The following is a 16,653-nucleotide window of genomic DNA, read 5'->3' as shown; positions in this document are numbered from 1 at the left end:
TTACAGCTCGTATGCAAATGGAGAAATCCTTGACATAAGTTTGATTTTTGAGAGGGGAAGACACAAATGTCGAATCAGAAATTATTTAACGTTGCCGTTGTAGGGGCAACAGGCGCAGTAGGAGAACAAATCATTGGTCTGCTTGAGAAAAGAAACTTTCCGATTGCTGAGCTGAAGCTGCTTTCTTCTGCGCGTTCGGCAGGCACGAAGATAACGTTCAAGGGTCAGGAGCATACGGTTGAAGAAGCGACTCCGGACAGCTTTAAAGGCGTGGAGATTGCCTTGTTCAGCGCCGGCGGCGATGTAACCAAGGTGCTTGCGCCGCATGCGATCCAGCATGGCGCAGTATGTATCGACAATACGAACGCATTCCGCATGGACCCCGAGACTCCGCTTGTCGTTCCCGAGGTCAATATTGATAAAGTAAGCGAGCATAAGGGCTTGATCGCGAACCCGAACTGCTCCACGATTCAGATGGTTGCAGCGCTCAAGCCGCTGTATGACCGCTATGGCATTTCACGTGTTATCGTATCGACCTATCAAGCTGTATCCGGTGCGGGAAGCCGCGCAATTGACGAGCTTCATCGCCAGACGCGCGAAGTGCTCGCCGGCAACGAAGTGACGCCGGAGATTTTGCCGGTTGGCGCTTTGCCCGTGAAGCACCAGATCGCATTCAACGCCATTCCGCAAATCGATAAGTTTACGGAGAATGGCTATACGCTAGAAGAGATGAAGATGGTTCGTGAGACGAAGAAAATTATGGGTGACGAGTCCATTGACGTTACTGCAACCTGTGTGCGTATTCCTGTAGTCAATGGCCACTCGGAATCTGTTTATGTGGAATTGAAGAATGATTATGAGCTTGAGGACATTGCCAAACTGCTGCAGGATGCACCTGGCATCACTTTGGTCGACGATCCGGCTGGGCAGCAATATCCGCTGGCCTCAGAGGCAACCGGCAAACCGGATGTATTCGTTGGACGGCTGCGCCGTGATCTTGGTTCCTCGCGCGGGCTTAATATGTGGATCGTATCCGACAATCTGCTCAAAGGCGCTGCATGGAATGCCGTACAAATTGCTGAGTATATTGCAATCGGTCAGAAATAATGAATAGGAACTGAGCGGCTTGTCAAACATTGCGATCCATCGTTTTTTGAGGTGGAAACGGGGGTTTGACTATGCGCATCCTTGTTCAAAAATTCGGCGGAACCTCACTTTCTACTGACGAAGCGCGTCAATTCGTGCTTCGTCATATCCAGCGAGAGCGGCAGCGGCAAAACAGTCTTGTCGTTGTCGTCTCTGCTATGGGACGAAAAGGGGATCCCTATGCCACAGATACGCTTCTTTCACTTCTTCCAGCCAATGGCGATTCACTTCCGTCAAGAGAGCGTGATCTGCTGCTTGGCTGCGGTGAGATCATCTCTGCTGTAATGCTGCAAGGCATGCTTCAAGCAGCATCAATTCCAGCCGTGGCCCTTACAGGCGGAGAGGCTGGCATATTGACGGATAACCAATTCGGCCGGGCTCGTATTGTTGAGATACGGACTGAGACCGTTTTTCGTCATTTGCATGAAGATAAGGTTGTCATTGTAGCAGGCTTTCAAGGCAAGACGGAATCAGGTCTGCTGACCACATTGGGAAGAGGCGGAAGCGATACCTCGGCAACTGCTCTAGGCGCTGCGCTTCATGCGGACCAAGTGGATATCTATACTGATGTGAACGGAATACTAACGGCCGATCCGCGTATCGTTGAGAATGCGAGACCGTTGTCTGTGGTCGGTTATACCGAGATTTGCAACATGGCGAGGCAGGGTGCCAAGGTGATTCATCCCAGAGCGGTGGAGATTGCTCAGCAAGCAAGAATTCCGCTGCGCGTACGCTCCACCTTTTCGGATGAGGAAGGAACGCTTGTAACCGATAAGTATGATCCTGTTTATGGGGCTATGGTGCTTGACCGTCATGTTACTGGCGTTGCTCATGTAACGGGCATCACGCAAATAACGGTGCAGGTCCAGAATGGCCATAACGATGTTCAACTGCAAGTGTTTCAAGCGATGGCCAGCCATCTTATTAGTGTGGATTTTATTAATGTCACACCAGGCGGCGCCGTCTACACCGTGTTTGATCATGATGCGGAACAGGCTGTCGCTGTACTTCAACGTATCGGCTATGAGCCAATTGCGGTTAGCGGCTGCGCAAAAATTTCCATCATTGGCGGTGGAATGAATGGTGTCCCGGGAATCATGGCTAGAATCGTTGAAGCGCTTACCGAGCAGGGAGTGCCGATCTTGCAGTCTGCGGATTCAAATACGACGATCTGGGTTCTCGTAAGGGAGACCTATATGGTGGACGCGCTGCGCGCGCTTCACGCCAAGTTCTCGTTACATGAATAACAGGGAATTCTAATAGAACAAGCTTACGATGCCAGTTTTGCTTCGCAAAACTTTAAAGAAGATGCTTACGAAGCTAGTTTTGCTTCGCAAAACTTTTAGGAGGAGTCAAGATGGAATTCGGAAGATTAATTACTGCAATGGTTACTCCGTTCGACGCGGATGGTGCGATTGACTGGGATGCGACGGGCCGGTTGATCGATTACTTAATTGAAGAGCAGCAAAGTGACAGCCTGGTCGTATCAGGTACGACCGGTGAATCGCCGACACTAACCGATGCGGAGAAGGCGGCATTGTTCAAGTTTGTTGTGGAACGCGCGAACGGCCGGAGCAAGATCATTGCAGGAACGGGCAGCAACGATACGGCCCATTCCATCCATCTGACTCAAGTGGCCGAGCAATGCGGCGTGGATGGCATTCTGCTCGTTGTGCCTTATTACAACAGGCCGAGCCAAGAAGGACTCTACAGACATTTCAAGGTCATTGCAGAAGCAACGAAACTGCCAGTCATGCTGTATAACGTGCCTTCACGAACGGTTGTGAGCATGTCGGTCGAAACGACGCTTCGTCTTGCGGAGCTTCCTAATATTGTGGCTACGAAAGAATGTGCATCGACGGATCAAGTTACCCAGCTTGTTGCGGGTGCACCCGAAGGCTTCCGTGTGTATAGCGGAGACGACAGCGCAGCGTTGCCAGTGCTGTCAGTCGGCGGCTATGGTCTCGTTAGTGTAGCCAGCCATGTGGTGGGCAGCGAACTGAAGCGTATGATCACCGCTTATACGAATGGCAATGTCGTCGAAGCGGCGCAATTGCATGGCAAATGCCATCCGATTCTAAAAGGCTTGTTCGAGCTTCCATATGCGATACCGAATCCAGTGCTCGTCAAGGCAGCACTAGCCATTCGCGGCCTGCCTGTTGGGGGCGTTCGCTTGCCTCTTGTCGATGCTACAGCAGAGGAGACAGCTGCGCTTAAACAATTGCTGCAGTAAGAAAGCAAAGGTTATATTGCACTAGACAATAACCGGTGCGATTGCATCGGTTATTTCTTTTTGTAAGCTGATTTAATTGATGACTTGTATTTCATATTTTCAATCATGTATAATGTTCTCAAGTGACGGTGTGCGGCAAATATTTGGAAATGCGTATTAAGGTGTTGGAGCGGAGTCCAATAACACCATTTAACGATTATATGGCATGATAGCTGTCGGTTTTTCACAGCTAGGATTTTTTGCGGCTTTCTACTGAGAATGATCATTAAATTGAAGGAATAGCGAATGCTAAAGACAATGATTTTGTATGAAACGCCGGTTTAGTAAGCGTTTAACAATGACTGTCAGCGTTTCGCAATACTATTAGGGGGTATAGATACACTTGTCTAAGAAGAACAACCAGGATAAGCTGCTTATTTTTGCACTGGGCGGCGTCGGTGAAATTGGGAAAAATATGTATGTTATACAATATGGGAACGACATTGTAGTCGTGGATTCTGGATTGAAATTCCCCGAGGAGGACATGCTCGGAATCGATATTGTTATTCCAGACATTACGTATTTGACAGATAATCGGGATAAAGTAAGAGCGATCCTGATTACACATGGCCACGAGGATCATATCGGCGGATTGCCTTATGTTCTCAAACATTTGAACGTGCCTGTCTACGGGACGAAGCTTACACTCGGCCTTATTGAAGGCAAGCTGAAGGAAGCGGGTCTGCTCGGCGAAACGAAACGTATTCTTATTAACGCCGAATCGGAACTGGAGCTCGGCTCCATCCATGCTTCTTTCTTCAAAACAAACCACAGCATACCAGACTCCCTCGGTGTATGCCTGGACACGCCAGAAGGAACCGTTGTACATACGGGTGACTTCAAATTTGATCACACACCAGTTAACGATCAATATGCCGATCTTCAGCGCATTGCTGATATCGGAAGACGCGGCGTTGTTGCGCTGCTGTCTGACAGTACGAACGCAGAACGTCCAGGCTATACCCCATCGGAGAGCAAGATTGGGGTAGAATTAGAGGATATTTTCCGTAAAGCTACGCAGCGTGTTGTCGTTGCGACCTTTGCCTCGAATGTGCATAGAATTCAGCAGGTCGTTAATGCCGCAATGGCAACGAAACGTAAAATTGCAGTCGTTGGCCGCAGCATGGTTAATGTTGTATCCATCGCTTCAGAGCTCGGCTACTTGATCATTCCGGAAGGTATGATTATCGAGCCGGAAGAAGTGAACAAGATGGCAGCAGACCGTGTCGTCATTCTTTCGACAGGCAGCCAAGGCGAGCCGATGTCGGCCTTGACGCGCATGGCGCGTTCAACGCATCGTAAAGTCGATATTCTGCCAGGAGACACCGTTATTATCGCTGCTACGCCGATCCCTGGCAACGAGCGCCATGTTGGCCGCACGGTAGACGAGCTGTTCCGCCTTGGAGCGAATGTGATCTATGGTCCGGGTTCGGTATCCGGGGTTCACGTTTCCGGTCACGGAAGCCAGGAAGAATTGAAGCTGATGCTTAACCTGATCAGACCGAAGTACTTTATTCCGATTCACGGTGAATACCGCATGCTTCGTCAGCACGCATTGCTTGGAGAAGCAGTAGGAATCGAAAGAGAGAACATCTTCATCATCGATAACGGCGATACAGTGGAAGTGCAAGGCGGAGCAGCCCGCAAAGGCAGCAAAGTACCTGCAGGAAACGTGCTTATCGATGGACTTGGCGTCGGCGATGTAGGCAATATCGTGCTTCGTGACCGCAAGCTGCTGTCCCAGGATGGGATTCTCGTTGTTGTCGTTACACTCAGCAAGCAGGATGGCACGATTCTATCCGGTCCAGACATTATTTCGCGTGGATTCGTTTATGTGCGTGAGTCGGAAGGGCTTCTTGAAGAAGCGAATCGCATTGTTACGACGACGCTTCATAAGCTTATGAACGATAAAGTGAACGAATGGGCTTCGCTCAAGACGAATGTGAAGGATGCGCTTGGCCGTTTCCTTTATGAGCAAACTCGTCGCCGCCCAATGATTTTGCCAATTATTATGGAAGTATAGATTAGTTATAGACGGTTTCCTCTTGTCCGGTTATTCCGGTGGAGGAAACCGTTTTTTTATTGCGTAATTGTTCATTTTCTCGTATAAATCGACATTGTTCTTCCATACTATGAGAGCCGAGACATAGTCGCCCTATAGAAAAGCGGTCGTCAAAATTAGGCGAAGCTGGGCAGCTTAAACATATGACTAGCCATACTGCAGCAGGGCAGCATAACAGCATTGACGGGATCTAAGGTTCATATCAGAGGAGGAAGCAGCATGTGGGAAGAAACAAGGGCCAATACAATGGAGCAGCCGGTGCCGAATGAGGAACGAAAAATGGTGAATCCGATTGTAGACACTATACAGCAATTAGGTCAGACGATGACGCCGCAGGCGGAATCCAATATTTTTTGCATGACGATTATCGGGCAGATTGAAGGACATCTAGTGCTGCCTCCGCAGAACAAAACGACAAAATATGAGCATATTATTCCACAGCTTGTCGCAGCGGAGCAGAATCCGAAGATCGAAGGGATTTTCATCGTTCTGAATACAGTTGGAGGAGATGTGGAGGCAGGACTTGCGATAGCGGAAATGATATCAACGCTGACGAAGCCGACGGTCACTCTTGTTCTTGGCGGCGGACATTCGATCGGAGTGCCGATTGCTGTTGCAGGACTCAAATCGTTTATAGCGGAAACCGCTACGATGACCATTCATCCGATCAGGCTCAACGGACTTATCATCGGCGTTCCGCAAACGTTTGATTATTTGGAGAAGATGCAGGAGCGGGTGGTCAGATTCGTTACCTCGCATTCCAATGTGACAGAGGAACGGTTCAAGGAGCTAATGTTCAAGACGGGTGAGCTGACGCGCGATATTGGCACGACAGTTATTGGCGTTGATGCAGTCAAGCATGGCCTGATCGATGCTGTAGGCGGGCTTGGACATGCGCTGCAGGAGCTGAACGGCTATATCGAGGAGCGCAAGCGCAACGGGATAGGAGGACTGCCGCAATGACGATATACACCAATATTCCGCTTGAGCTCGTATTCGAAGGGATGAACGAGCAGAGGAACGCCTATATGGACATCGTGATTGGTGATGTCCGTATGCAGGTGGAGCCGCTATCCCCGGGCGTGGGGCGTATTGTCCGGCTCGTTGAATGCCCGCTGGACGCTTATTTGCGACCGGAGCTGTCGCCGGGAAACGTTATTGCTCTTGGACCAGCCGTTATCAAGTAGTAAACATTGGATGGCACCTATGGTATAATGGCAACCAGAGGTGACGAAGTTGGCTAAACGAAGACGAAAGAAGAAAAACTCGCTTGCTGCGAGTCTCAAATATGAAGTTTACGGTATTTTGCTTATAACGTTGTCTGTCATTGCGCTCTCAGGGGAGGCGACTGTGGGGCGCTCATTGTCCAAGCTGTTTGGTCTTATTCTCGGGAAGTTTTACTTTGTGCTGGCTCTTGTCGGCATTTATGTCGGCTTGGCCGTTATGATCAAACGGGCTTGGCCATCGGGCTGGTCAAACCGCAAAACGGGGCTTCTCCTGTTTGTGCTGGCATGCACGCTCTACAGCTCCATATCGGTCATGAATGGGAAGACGGAGCCAACAGGCGGCTTGACGGCGAGTTATATTATGCTTGAGCTTGGGAGCGATGTGCGGGCAGCATTGTTGGAAGCGCCGCCAACTGAGGAAGCTGCTATGGTTCAGCAATCAGTAAGCGGCGGTTATGCCGGAGCTGTACAGTATACGGTGCTTTATTGGTTGTTTGGCTATTTTGGCGCCAAGTTCATTATGCTCGTCATGTTTGCGATTTCCATCATGCTCATGACCGGGAAGTCTTATGTCGACATAGCTCGAATCATTCATCGCAGGGGAGGGCGTCTGTTGTCCTTGCTTGCAAAGAAGCTGATCGCTAAAAGGCCGTCTGCACTGCCGGCAGGCACACCTGCAAGAGCAGCGAACGGCAGAGGTAATGCCGTTATTGTGAATGATGACATGGATGATGATGACGACGATCATGAGCAGCAGCCAAGAAGACCTCGCGGACGCGGAGCGCGTTTCTTCTCGTGGTTCAATGATTCTCCTCCTCAGGAGGACAATGAGCAGGAGGCACGAGACGGCGAGTGGCTGATGGATGATGAAAGATTGTCGGCTACACCGCCGCATGGCCGGAAGCAGCCTCAATGGGCGGATGAGGATGATCATGCCAGCGAGCAAGATTGGCAGGATTATAACTTCAATGGGGACGGACAGGCTGCTGTTCCGGAGCATCCTATAGAGGAAGCGCTCCCTTGGGAGGATGCTTATTCGGAGAATGAGCCAACAACGGAACAGCAGCAGGTGCACGTTCAGGAGCAGGGTGAAAGTTATCCAGCACACGACGATGATTTCCAGCATGATGATGAATCCACTAACGTTCAGGCCCGAAATGCAGTCGAAAGCATTCCATTGACAGAGCAAAGCGAAGCGCTCGCTCAGCAAGCTCCAGCGACGGCGGTGAGTCGTCCGCCATCCGAGAAGCCGTATCAGCTCCCGCCATTGTCGCTGCTCGCCAAGCCAGGCGGAAGCGGCAGGGCGGGTGATCTGTCAGATGCAAATGACTCCAGAAGGAAGCTGGAAGCGACTTTGGAGAGTTTCGGCGTTCGCGCCAAGGTGCTTGATGTTGTCCGAGGGCCTGCTGTAACACGGTATGAGGTACAGCCCGCGACAGGCGTCAAGGTCAGCCGGATTGTCGGACTGACAGACGATATAGCGCTGGCGCTCGCTGCCAAGGATATTCGGATGGAAGCGCCCATTCCAGGCAAATCCGCAATTGGCATCGAAGTGCCCAACAATGAAGTATCTGTTGTAACGATGCGGGAAGTCATGGAAACGCCAGCGTTTCTTAATGCGCCGTCCAAGCTCTCCATATCGTTTGGGCGGGATATATCCGGCCAGCCGATTATCGGCAATTTGGCGAAGATGCCCCACTTGCTTGTGGCAGGAGCGACAGGCTCAGGCAAGTCCGTTTGTATTAACGGCATTATAACGAGCATCCTGTACAAAGCAAGACCGGATGAAGTGAAGTTTCTCATGATTGATCCCAAGATGGTTGAGCTCAATATGTACAACGGCATTCCGCATTTGCTTGCGCCTGTCGTTACAGATCCAAGGCGGGCTTCGCTTGCACTGAAGAAGATTGTAGTGGAGATGGAGAAGCGATATGAGCTGTTCTCCAAATCAGGCACGCGCAATATGGAAGGCTATAATACGCTGATGGCTGATAATCCTGCTGCTGTGCTCCCATTCATCGTCGTCATTGTGGATGAGCTGGCAGATCTCATGATGGTTGCAGCCAATGACGTTGAGGACGCCATCTGCCGTCTCGCGCAGATGGCGCGTGCAGCCGGCATTCATCTCATCATCGCAACACAGCGTCCGTCTGTAGATGTCATTACAGGTGTCATCAAAGCGAATATTCCGTCCAGAATTGCATTCGGCGTGTCATCACAGGTCGATTCGCGGACGATTCTTGACATGGTCGGTGCTGAGAAGCTGCTCGGTCGGGGAGATATGCTGTTCCTGCCGGTGGGAATGTCGAAGCCGATACGGGTTCAAGGGGCATTTCTGTCCGATGGGGAAGTGGAGGCGGTTGTAGCCTTTTCTCGCGAGCAGGGGGAAGCGGAGTACAAAGAGGATCTTGTGCCCGAAATCGATGACAGTGTACAAGAAATGGATGAGATGCAGGATGAGCTGTTCGATCAAGCGGTTCGCATCGTGCTGGAAGCGAAGCAGGCCTCTGTATCGCTGCTGCAGCGCCGGATGAGAATTGGCTATACAAGGGCCGCGCGGCTCATTGACCAAATGGAAGCAAAGCATATTATCGGCCCTTATGAAGGAAGCAAGCCAAGGGAGGTTCTTCTTACGCTGGATCAATACGATGCAGGAAAGATTAGCTCCTAAGACAAAATCGTGCATAGAAGCCAATGTCATTTCTCATACTAGTAACAAGCATCGTTTGCTTTGCAAATACCACTTGCAAGGGCAAGGGAAAGGCAGATTACTTAATGAGAAATCGACATCGATTAATTTCGGTGACTGTTGTCATCGTCCTTCTGTTGTTCGGAGCCTTCACGCTGAAGCATGCAGGCAGCGGTCAAACGACAGAAACTTTCAGCAACGCCACATTGAAGGTAGGCTCGGCAGGTAAAGATGTGTATGAACTGCAAGGACGTCTCAAGCATTTAGGCTTCTTCAAGGGCAAGATAGACGGGCAGTACGGCTGGTCAACATTGAAGTCTGTTAAATGGTTTCAAGGCGAGTTCGGAATGAAGGCGGACGGCATCGTCGCAGCGAAGACAAAGCTGAAGCTGTGGGAAGCAACGAAGAGCTGGCGTCCAACTGCCGCTGATCTGCCGCCATCGGCGAGCTCAGGTGGCGGAGGAGCTGGCGCGGGCAGCAAGCCCAAGGCCGAATCTACAGGCGGCAAATCAAATGTCCAGTCTGCGAAGCTTGGCTTATCCGCCAATGATCTGAAGCTGATGGCCAACGCTGTGTACGGCGAGGCCCGCGGCGAGCCCTATGTCGGCCAGGTAGCGGTTGCCGCTGTCATTCTTAACCGTCTCAAGTCGCCAAGCTTCCCCAATTCGATCTCGGGTGTTATTTTTCAGCCAGGAGCGTTTACAGCGGTAGCAGACGGGCAAATCTGGTTAACGCCAAACGAAAGTGCCAGTAAAGCGGTGCAGGATGCGATTAACGGCTATGACCCAAGCGGAGGATGCATCTATTATTTTAATCCGGTTACGGCAACGTCCAAATGGATCTGGAGCCGTCCGCAGGTCAAGACGATTGGCAAACACATTTTTTGCATGTAGCAGCTACCGGAAGCAGCCCGTTTGTCACGCGGGTTGCTTCTTCCATTTCCGATCGGGTAGAATGGAATAGATCCTTGGAATATGGAATAGATTGACTTTATAAATCGGAGCGGAAGGGGAAGCTATAGCGTGAGCAAATCCCAATTTCAACGAGGTCAGCTTCACCGTATACGACTGCATGTGCTGCCGACACAGCGATTCAAGACGTTCTCTATCTCCTTGTATGCCGGGTTGCCGCTTAAGGAAGAGACGGTGACGCCTGTCGCATTAATTCCTTTCGTGCTGCGCCGGGGAACGGCTGCAACACCTGAAACAATCGCATTTCGCGAACGTCTGGACGATCTGTATGGCGCCGGCTTTGGATTTGATGTGTATAAACGGGGTCATTCGCAAATCATTCAGTTTCGAATGGACGTCATTAACGACCGTTTCGTCTCCTCAACAACACCGCTTCTGTCTGCTTCGTTGAAGCTGCTTGGCGAAGTGCTGACAGACCCTGCAACGGATGAGGGCAATCGTCTGCGCGCCAAATATGTAGAGGCGGAGAAGGTCACCTTGCGCAAGCGGATGGAAGCGATTGTAAACGATAAAATCCGCTATGCCGCAGAACGCTGTATCGAAGAAATGTGCCATGACGAGCCTTTTCGGCTGCATGCGCTCGGTCAGATGGACGATATTGCGGGCATTACTGCAGAATCATTAACGGCTATGTATCGCCAGTGGCTGTCGCAAGCCGCTTTCGATCTGTATGTCGTCGGAGATACAACGCTTGAAGAAGTTAAGCAAATCGTCGCACGTGCCTTCCGGCTCGATGGAGGGGAGCCCTCTCCTTATACAAGCACTCCTGTTGAAAGCACACCGGGCAAGGTCCGCACGATTATCGAAAGTATGGACGTCAGCCAAGGAAAGCTGAATATGGGGCTGCGCATCAACACTGCATATGGGGATGATGATTATCCAGCCGCTCTGTTATATAACGGCATTCTTGGCGGATATCCGCACTCCAAGCTGTTTCTCAATGTGCGGGAAAAGGCGAGTCTGGCTTACTACGCAGCTTCTCGCCTTGATGGACATAAGGGCATATGCACGATTCAATCCGGCATTGAAATTGCCAATTATGATAAAGCGACCGATATTATTCAGAAGCAGCTGGAAAGTATGCGGTCGGGACATTACAGCGAGCTGGAGATGAGCCAGACGAAGGCGATGATCGCCAATCATTTGCGCGAGCTGAAGGATTCCGCCAATGAGATGATCAGCTTTGATTTCAATACAGTGCTATCTGGACGCGAACGTTCGGCTGATGAGCTGCTGCAGCAGGTGGAGGCCGTTACTGCGGAACAAATTGCTGCGGTAGCGCGCAAGGTCGAGCTGGATACGATTTATTTCCTGCGCGACGGGAAGGAGGAATAGCAGATGGAGACGTTAGCTTATCCCGGTGTTATGGAAACGTTGTATCGCGAAATAATGCCAAACGGCTTGGAGGTTGTCGTCCTTCCCAAGGAAGGCTTCAGCAAGACCTATGCGACCTTTGCAACACGTTATGGTTCTATCGACAACCGCTTCGCAGTTGATAAGGGAGACCCGATTTCGGTTCCAGACGGCATCGCGCATTTTCTGGAGCACAAAATGTTCGAGGAGCCGACAGGCGATATCTTTGCCACCTTTGCCTCGCAAGGAGCATCCGCGAATGCTTTTACGAGCTTTGACCGCACTGTATATTTGTTTTCTGCTACGGAACAGATTCCGGCAAATCTTGAAACGCTTCTCGATTTCGTTCAGCATCCTTACTTCACGGATGAGAATGTAGAGAAGGAGAAGGGAATTATCGAGCAGGAGATCAATATGTATCGCGATAATGCGGATTGGCGCGTTTATTTTGGCCTTATTGACGCGCTGTACCATGTGCATCCCATCCATATTGATATCGCAGGCACGGCAGAGTCGATTCGCCAGATTGACAAGGAGACGCTGTACAGCTGCTATGAAACGTTCTATCACCCGTCCAATATGTTTCTCTTCATTGTTGGCGGCGTGAAGCCGCTTGATGTGATGGAGCTTGTAAGGAATAATCAAGCGAGGAAGACCTTTGCGCCGCAAGGACCTATTGCACGCTATTTCGATCCTGAGCCTGCTTCGGTCAAGCAGCCTCGCAAGCTGACGGCGCTTCCTGTCTCCCAGCCCAAATGTCTGTTCGGCTTCAAGGAGCATCGCGAGCCGCTGGAGCCGAATGCGCTGCTTAGAACCGAGCTGATCACGAAGCTGATGCTCGATTCACTGCTTGGGTCGAGCTCACCGATCTATCACGAGCTGTATGATGACAACCTCATCTCGGATTCTTTCGGGCATGAATTCAACAGCAGCGAGGACTATGCCTTTTCTGTAATCGGAGGCGAAACCCGCGATCCTGATCTGCTCATCGAGCGTTTGCGCGAAGCAATCGAAAATACGCAGAAAAGCGGCCTGAATGTGCAGTCGTTCGAGCGGACAAAAAAGAAAAAAATCGGCGGTTATCTTCGTATGCTTAACTCCCCTGAGGCTATTGCCAGCGAGTTTACGAGATACCGGTTCCGTGGCGCGGATTTGTTCAAGCTGCTTCCTCTTTATGAGAGCATTACGATTGAGGAAGCGAATAAGCGGCTGCGCGAGCATTTTAACTGGGATCGAATGGCTGTTTCCATCGTTTCCAAAGGCGCAAAGTGAAAACATTAAATGAAATGACTGTGCTTGTGACCGGGGGAAGCCGGGGCATCGGTGCTGCAATTGCACGCCGTTTTGCCGCGGAAGGCATGAGCGTTGTCATTCATTACAATCAAGCGCATGAAGCAGCGAATGAAACCGCACGCACCTGCATGCGGCTTGGAGCAGCGAATGTAATGACCGTTTCGGCTGATCTTCGCTCCAAGGAGCAGCTGCAGCGAATGCGGGAGAAGCTTGAGAGTAGCGGCATGGTCCCGGATATTGTTGTCAATAATGCGGGTATTGCGCATTACAGCATGCTCTCCGATGTGACGGAGGAGACATGGGATGATGTCATGGCGGTTAATTTGAAGGGCATGTTTCTGTGTACGCAAATTTTCATGCCTGCGATGATTGCACAGCGTTTCGGCCGTATTATTAACGTTTCCTCGATTTGGGGGATGACAGGCGCTTCCTGCGAGGTGCTGTATTCGACGACCAAGGGAGGCATGAACGCCTTCACGAAGGCGCTGGCCAAAGAGCTTGCGCCATCTAATGTGACCGTTAATGCCGTTGCTCCGGGAGCTGTCGATACGGTCATGCTGGATAATCTTAACGAAGGGGAGAAGTCGGCCCTGGAATCCGAAATTCCGGCTGGACGATTCGCTCAGCCCGATGAGATTGCCTCCCTCGTATATTTTCTGGCATTGCCGGAATCTGCTTATATCACAGGGCAAGTCATCAGTCCTAATGGCGGCTGGCATACTTGATAATCGGCCTTTCGCTTAAAACTTTTTGAATCGGACTGTCGTCGTATAAGAAGTGACCTTTGCGTGCACAATACGATTGTTGCCGAATAACGGCCAACACGCAAAGGAGGCGTTAGCGAAGATGACAACTGTCCTCACTAATTTCGAAACATGGAAGCAATTTTTGGCGGATCGTGTGAAGCAAGCTGAGAACATCGGTTTGAGTGAAGAAACGATTTCTAAGCTTGCTTTCGAGATCGGCTCCTTCCTGGATGAGAAGGTCGATCCCAAAAACGAACAGGAACGCGTTCTTAAGGAACTGTGGGATATCGGCGATGAAGAGGAGAAAAAGACGATTGCAAGGCTGATGGTCAAGCTGGTGCAGTAGTCGTAGAGCTTCGAAGCAGAAAAGCCTCCAGAGCAGGAGGCTTTTCTGCAATGTTTTCCGATTCTCTTGCAGGATTTTGGTGGATATTGTAGAATAGTTTTTTTGAAAGCATAGTCTAGTCCTTACATAGGCCGTACCAATTATCTATCAATAATCCTCGGGCGAGGTGTCTCATGGAAGTTAAACAGTGGTATATGGAATATAAGATCTATAAGAATCGACCAGGCTTGCTTGGAGATATTGCTTCTCTGCTTGGTATGCTTGAAGTTAATATTGTGACCATTAACGGTGTTGAGAATCGCACGCGCGGCATGCTGCTGCAAACGAACGATGATGAGAAGATTGAAATTCTCGGCAGAATGCTCAAGAAAGTGGATAATATTACTGTGCTTAAGCTGCGAGAGCCTAAGCTGGTAGATATTTTGGCGGTACGTCACGGCCGTTATATCGAACGGGATTCAGACGATCGCAAGACCTTTCGATTTACGCGCGATGAGCTCGGAATGCTCGTTGATTTTCTGGGCGAGGTGTTCAAGCAGGACGGAAATCAGGTTATCGGCTTGAGAGGCATGCCGCGAGTAGGGAAAACAGAGTCGATTATTGCCGGAAGCGTCTGCTCCAATAAGCGCTGGACATTCATTTCATCCACCTTGCTTAGGCAGACGGTGAGAAGCCAGCTCTCCGAAGAGGAGCTCAACGATAATAATGTGTTTATTATTGACGGTATTGTCAGCACGATGCGCTCCAATGAGAAGCATTATTCGCTGCTGCAAGAGATTATGGCGATGCCATGTACGAAGGTTATTGAGCATCCGGATATCTTTATTAAGGAATCGTCCTACGACTATAGCACTTTTGATTATATTATCGAGCTGCGCAACACACCTGATGAAGAAATATCGTATGAGACCTTTACAACAGGCTACAACGATTTCTAGAAGCAGGAATCCAATTGAACAGGAGGTGTGGTCATGTCAGATTTGGGAGCCTTGCTTCGCAAAGCGCGCGAGCAGCGTGGAATGACGCTAGATGACATTCAGGATTTAACGAAAATTCAGAAACGCTATTTGGAAGCGATTGAGGAAGGCAATTACAGGATTCTGCCAGGCACATTCTATGTGCGTGCATTCGTGAAAAACTATTCGGAGGCTGTCGGTCTGGATGCCGAGGAAGTGCTCCGTTTGTATAATAATGAAGTGCCGGCGCCAGTGACGGAGCAAGTTGTTGAGCCGATGCAGCGACCAAGGAGTGCTCGAACTCAAAGCTCGGATAGATGGAGCAAGTGGGGCTTCAAAGCTCTGATGTGGTCATTCATGCTGCTCATTGTTGTTGTTGTGTATGTGTTTGCGATTAATAAGCCGGATGACGAGAAAACGGATACAGTAGATCAATCCAAGATTACCGACGAAACGAACCAGCCGGATTCGAATAAGAATAATACGGATAAGCCTGCTGACGGCAACGCAGTTAAGGAGCCTGATGTGGTGCAGCCTGACCCTGAGCCTCCTGTCACGCCTCCTGTGACAACGGCATTGACGCTGAGTCGCAGCTCAGGACGGACGGATTATTATGAGATGTCGACAAGCGGCACGCACAAGCTTGAGCTTAAAGTGTCGGGCGGAGCCTGCTGGATTGGTGTGAAGAAGACGAACAGCAAAGGCGAATCGCTCCTGTCTGAATCTCTGCAGGACGGTGATACTAGAACGTTCGAGGTTGACGGACCGATCTATGTTAATGTCGGTCGGGCGGATCTGGTAGAGGTGTCGATTGATGGCGTAGTCGTTGACGACGGCAACAAATCAGGGCCGCGCAAATTACAGTTTGATCCATCGGCTGATGCGGTCCCCTCGACATAAGACTTCATTGTGACCATTCATGCACCATTTGCATGAACGATGAGGCGCATCTCTTCCATATGGAGGGGATGCCTTTTCTTGTGCAGCCATTTCGGTTATAATACGTGACATGAAAGAGTTGGAAAAGGAGTTGCTGCATACATGAGCTCGGAAAGTTCATTTGATATCGTATCCAAGGTGGATATGCAGGAATTAGTGAATGCGATCACGCAAGCAGAGCGGGAGATTGAAACAAGATTTGATTTCAAGGGAAGCAAGAGCAGCATCAAGCTGGAGAAGGAAGTGTTGGTAGTCGCCTCGGATGATGAGTACAAGCTGGCGAGCGTTATCGACATTTTGCAATCCAAGATGGTCAAGCGCGGCGTTCCGATTAAGAATCTGGAATACGGCAAGGTCGAGCCCGCATCAGCTGCAACGGTCAGACAGCGGATTACGCTGAAGCAAGGCATTGAGCAGGACATTTCGAAGAAGATCAATATTCTGATTCGGGATTCGAAGCTTAAAGTGAAAAGCCAGATTCAAGGCGATCAGATTCGCGTTACAGGCAAGAGCCGCGATGATCTGCAGGCTGTAATGACGCTTTTGCGCGGCGCTGATTTGCAAATTGAATTGCAATTTACTAACTATCGTTAAGTTTTATATAAGGCAGAAGTCCCAATTCTAGCACGAATCACAGCGGTTTATGGGACTTTT

At 50.2% G+C, this 16,653-nt stretch carries 15 protein-coding genes; all 15 read left to right on the top strand.

Features of this window, described 5'->3' with window-relative positions:
* Positions 1-66: 66 nt before the first annotated feature.
* The 15 genes from L6H65_RS04655 (at position 67) to L6H65_RS04585 (ending at position 16,593) form a co-directional block, all read left to right on the top strand.
* The gene (locus L6H65_RS04655; protein WP_236339295.1) at positions 67-1,107 is read left to right on the top strand and encodes an aspartate-semialdehyde dehydrogenase; all 1,041 of its coding nucleotides are present in this window, start codon (positions 67-69) and stop codon (positions 1,105-1,107) included.
* Between the two features lie 71 nt (positions 1,108-1,178).
* Positions 1,179-2,393: an aspartate kinase gene (gene dapG, locus L6H65_RS04650; protein WP_236339445.1), complete on the top strand. Its 1,215-nt coding sequence runs from the start codon at positions 1,179-1,181 to the stop codon at positions 2,391-2,393.
* Between the two features lie 110 nt (positions 2,394-2,503).
* Positions 2,504-3,379, top strand: a complete 876-nt coding sequence (gene dapA, locus L6H65_RS04645) for a 4-hydroxy-tetrahydrodipicolinate synthase (protein ID WP_236339294.1) — start codon at positions 2,504-2,506, stop codon at positions 3,377-3,379.
* Positions 3,380-3,761: 382 nt separating this feature from the next.
* On the top strand, positions 3,762-5,441 hold the full coding sequence (locus L6H65_RS04640) for a ribonuclease J (protein WP_236339293.1): 1,680 nt from the start codon (positions 3,762-3,764) through the stop codon (positions 5,439-5,441).
* A 285-nt stretch (positions 5,442-5,726) separates the two neighbouring features.
* Positions 5,727-6,443, top strand: a complete 717-nt coding sequence (locus tag L6H65_RS04635) for a ClpP family protease (protein WP_236339444.1) — start codon at positions 5,727-5,729, stop codon at positions 6,441-6,443.
* A complete protein-coding gene (locus L6H65_RS04630) occupies positions 6,440-6,667 on the top strand; it encodes a YlzJ-like family protein (protein WP_236339292.1) in 228 nt (75 codons plus the stop codon). The genes L6H65_RS04635 and L6H65_RS04630 overlap by 4 nt, the downstream gene beginning before the upstream one ends.
* 49 nt (positions 6,668-6,716) lie before the next feature.
* Positions 6,717-9,377, top strand: a complete 2,661-nt coding sequence (locus L6H65_RS04625) for an FtsK/SpoIIIE family DNA translocase (protein ID WP_236339291.1) — start codon at positions 6,717-6,719, stop codon at positions 9,375-9,377.
* A 104-nt stretch (positions 9,378-9,481) separates the two neighbouring features.
* Entirely contained in the window at positions 9,482-10,288 is an 807-nt protein-coding gene (sleB, locus tag L6H65_RS04620) for a spore cortex-lytic enzyme (RefSeq protein WP_236339290.1), read from the top strand.
* A 129-nt stretch (positions 10,289-10,417) separates the two neighbouring features.
* Positions 10,418-11,701 carry an EF-P 5-aminopentanol modification-associated protein YfmF gene (gene yfmF, locus L6H65_RS04615; protein WP_236339289.1) on the top strand — a complete coding sequence of 428 codons (1,284 nt, stop codon included), beginning with the start codon at positions 10,418-10,420 and terminating at the stop codon, positions 11,699-11,701.
* Positions 11,702-11,704: 3 nt separating this feature from the next.
* Complete coding sequence (gene yfmH, locus L6H65_RS04610; protein WP_236339288.1) at positions 11,705-12,991, top strand: EF-P 5-aminopentanol modification-associated protein YfmH; 1,287 nt, start codon at positions 11,705-11,707, stop codon at positions 12,989-12,991.
* Between the two features lie 14 nt (positions 12,992-13,005).
* Complete coding sequence (ymfI, locus tag L6H65_RS04605) at positions 13,006-13,737, top strand: elongation factor P 5-aminopentanone reductase (protein ID WP_236339443.1); 732 nt, start codon at positions 13,006-13,008, stop codon at positions 13,735-13,737.
* Between the two features lie 121 nt (positions 13,738-13,858).
* On the top strand, positions 13,859-14,104 hold the full coding sequence (locus tag L6H65_RS04600; protein WP_236339287.1) for a DUF3243 domain-containing protein: 246 nt from the start codon (positions 13,859-13,861) through the stop codon (positions 14,102-14,104).
* Between the two features lie 173 nt (positions 14,105-14,277).
* The gene (locus tag L6H65_RS04595) at positions 14,278-15,042 is read left to right on the top strand and encodes a DUF3388 domain-containing protein (RefSeq protein ID WP_236339284.1); all 765 of its coding nucleotides are present in this window, start codon (positions 14,278-14,280) and stop codon (positions 15,040-15,042) included.
* 33 nt (positions 15,043-15,075) lie between these two features.
* Positions 15,076-15,960 (top strand): helix-turn-helix domain-containing protein, encoded by an 885-nt coding sequence (locus L6H65_RS04590; RefSeq protein WP_236339282.1) that lies wholly within the window; start codon positions 15,076-15,078, stop codon positions 15,958-15,960.
* Between the two features lie 141 nt (positions 15,961-16,101).
* Entirely contained in the window at positions 16,102-16,593 is a 492-nt protein-coding gene (locus L6H65_RS04585; protein WP_236339280.1) for a YajQ family cyclic di-GMP-binding protein, read from the top strand.
* The last annotated feature ends 60 nt before the right edge of the window (positions 16,594-16,653 follow it).

It is taken from the genome of Paenibacillus plantiphilus, assembly GCF_927798095.1.
In the GTDB taxonomy this organism is placed as follows: Bacteria; Bacillota; Bacilli; order Paenibacillales; family Paenibacillaceae; genus Paenibacillus_Z; species Paenibacillus_Z plantiphilus.
Note: the sequence above shows the minus strand (reverse complement) of the source record. Positions and strands in the feature narration are given on the sequence as shown.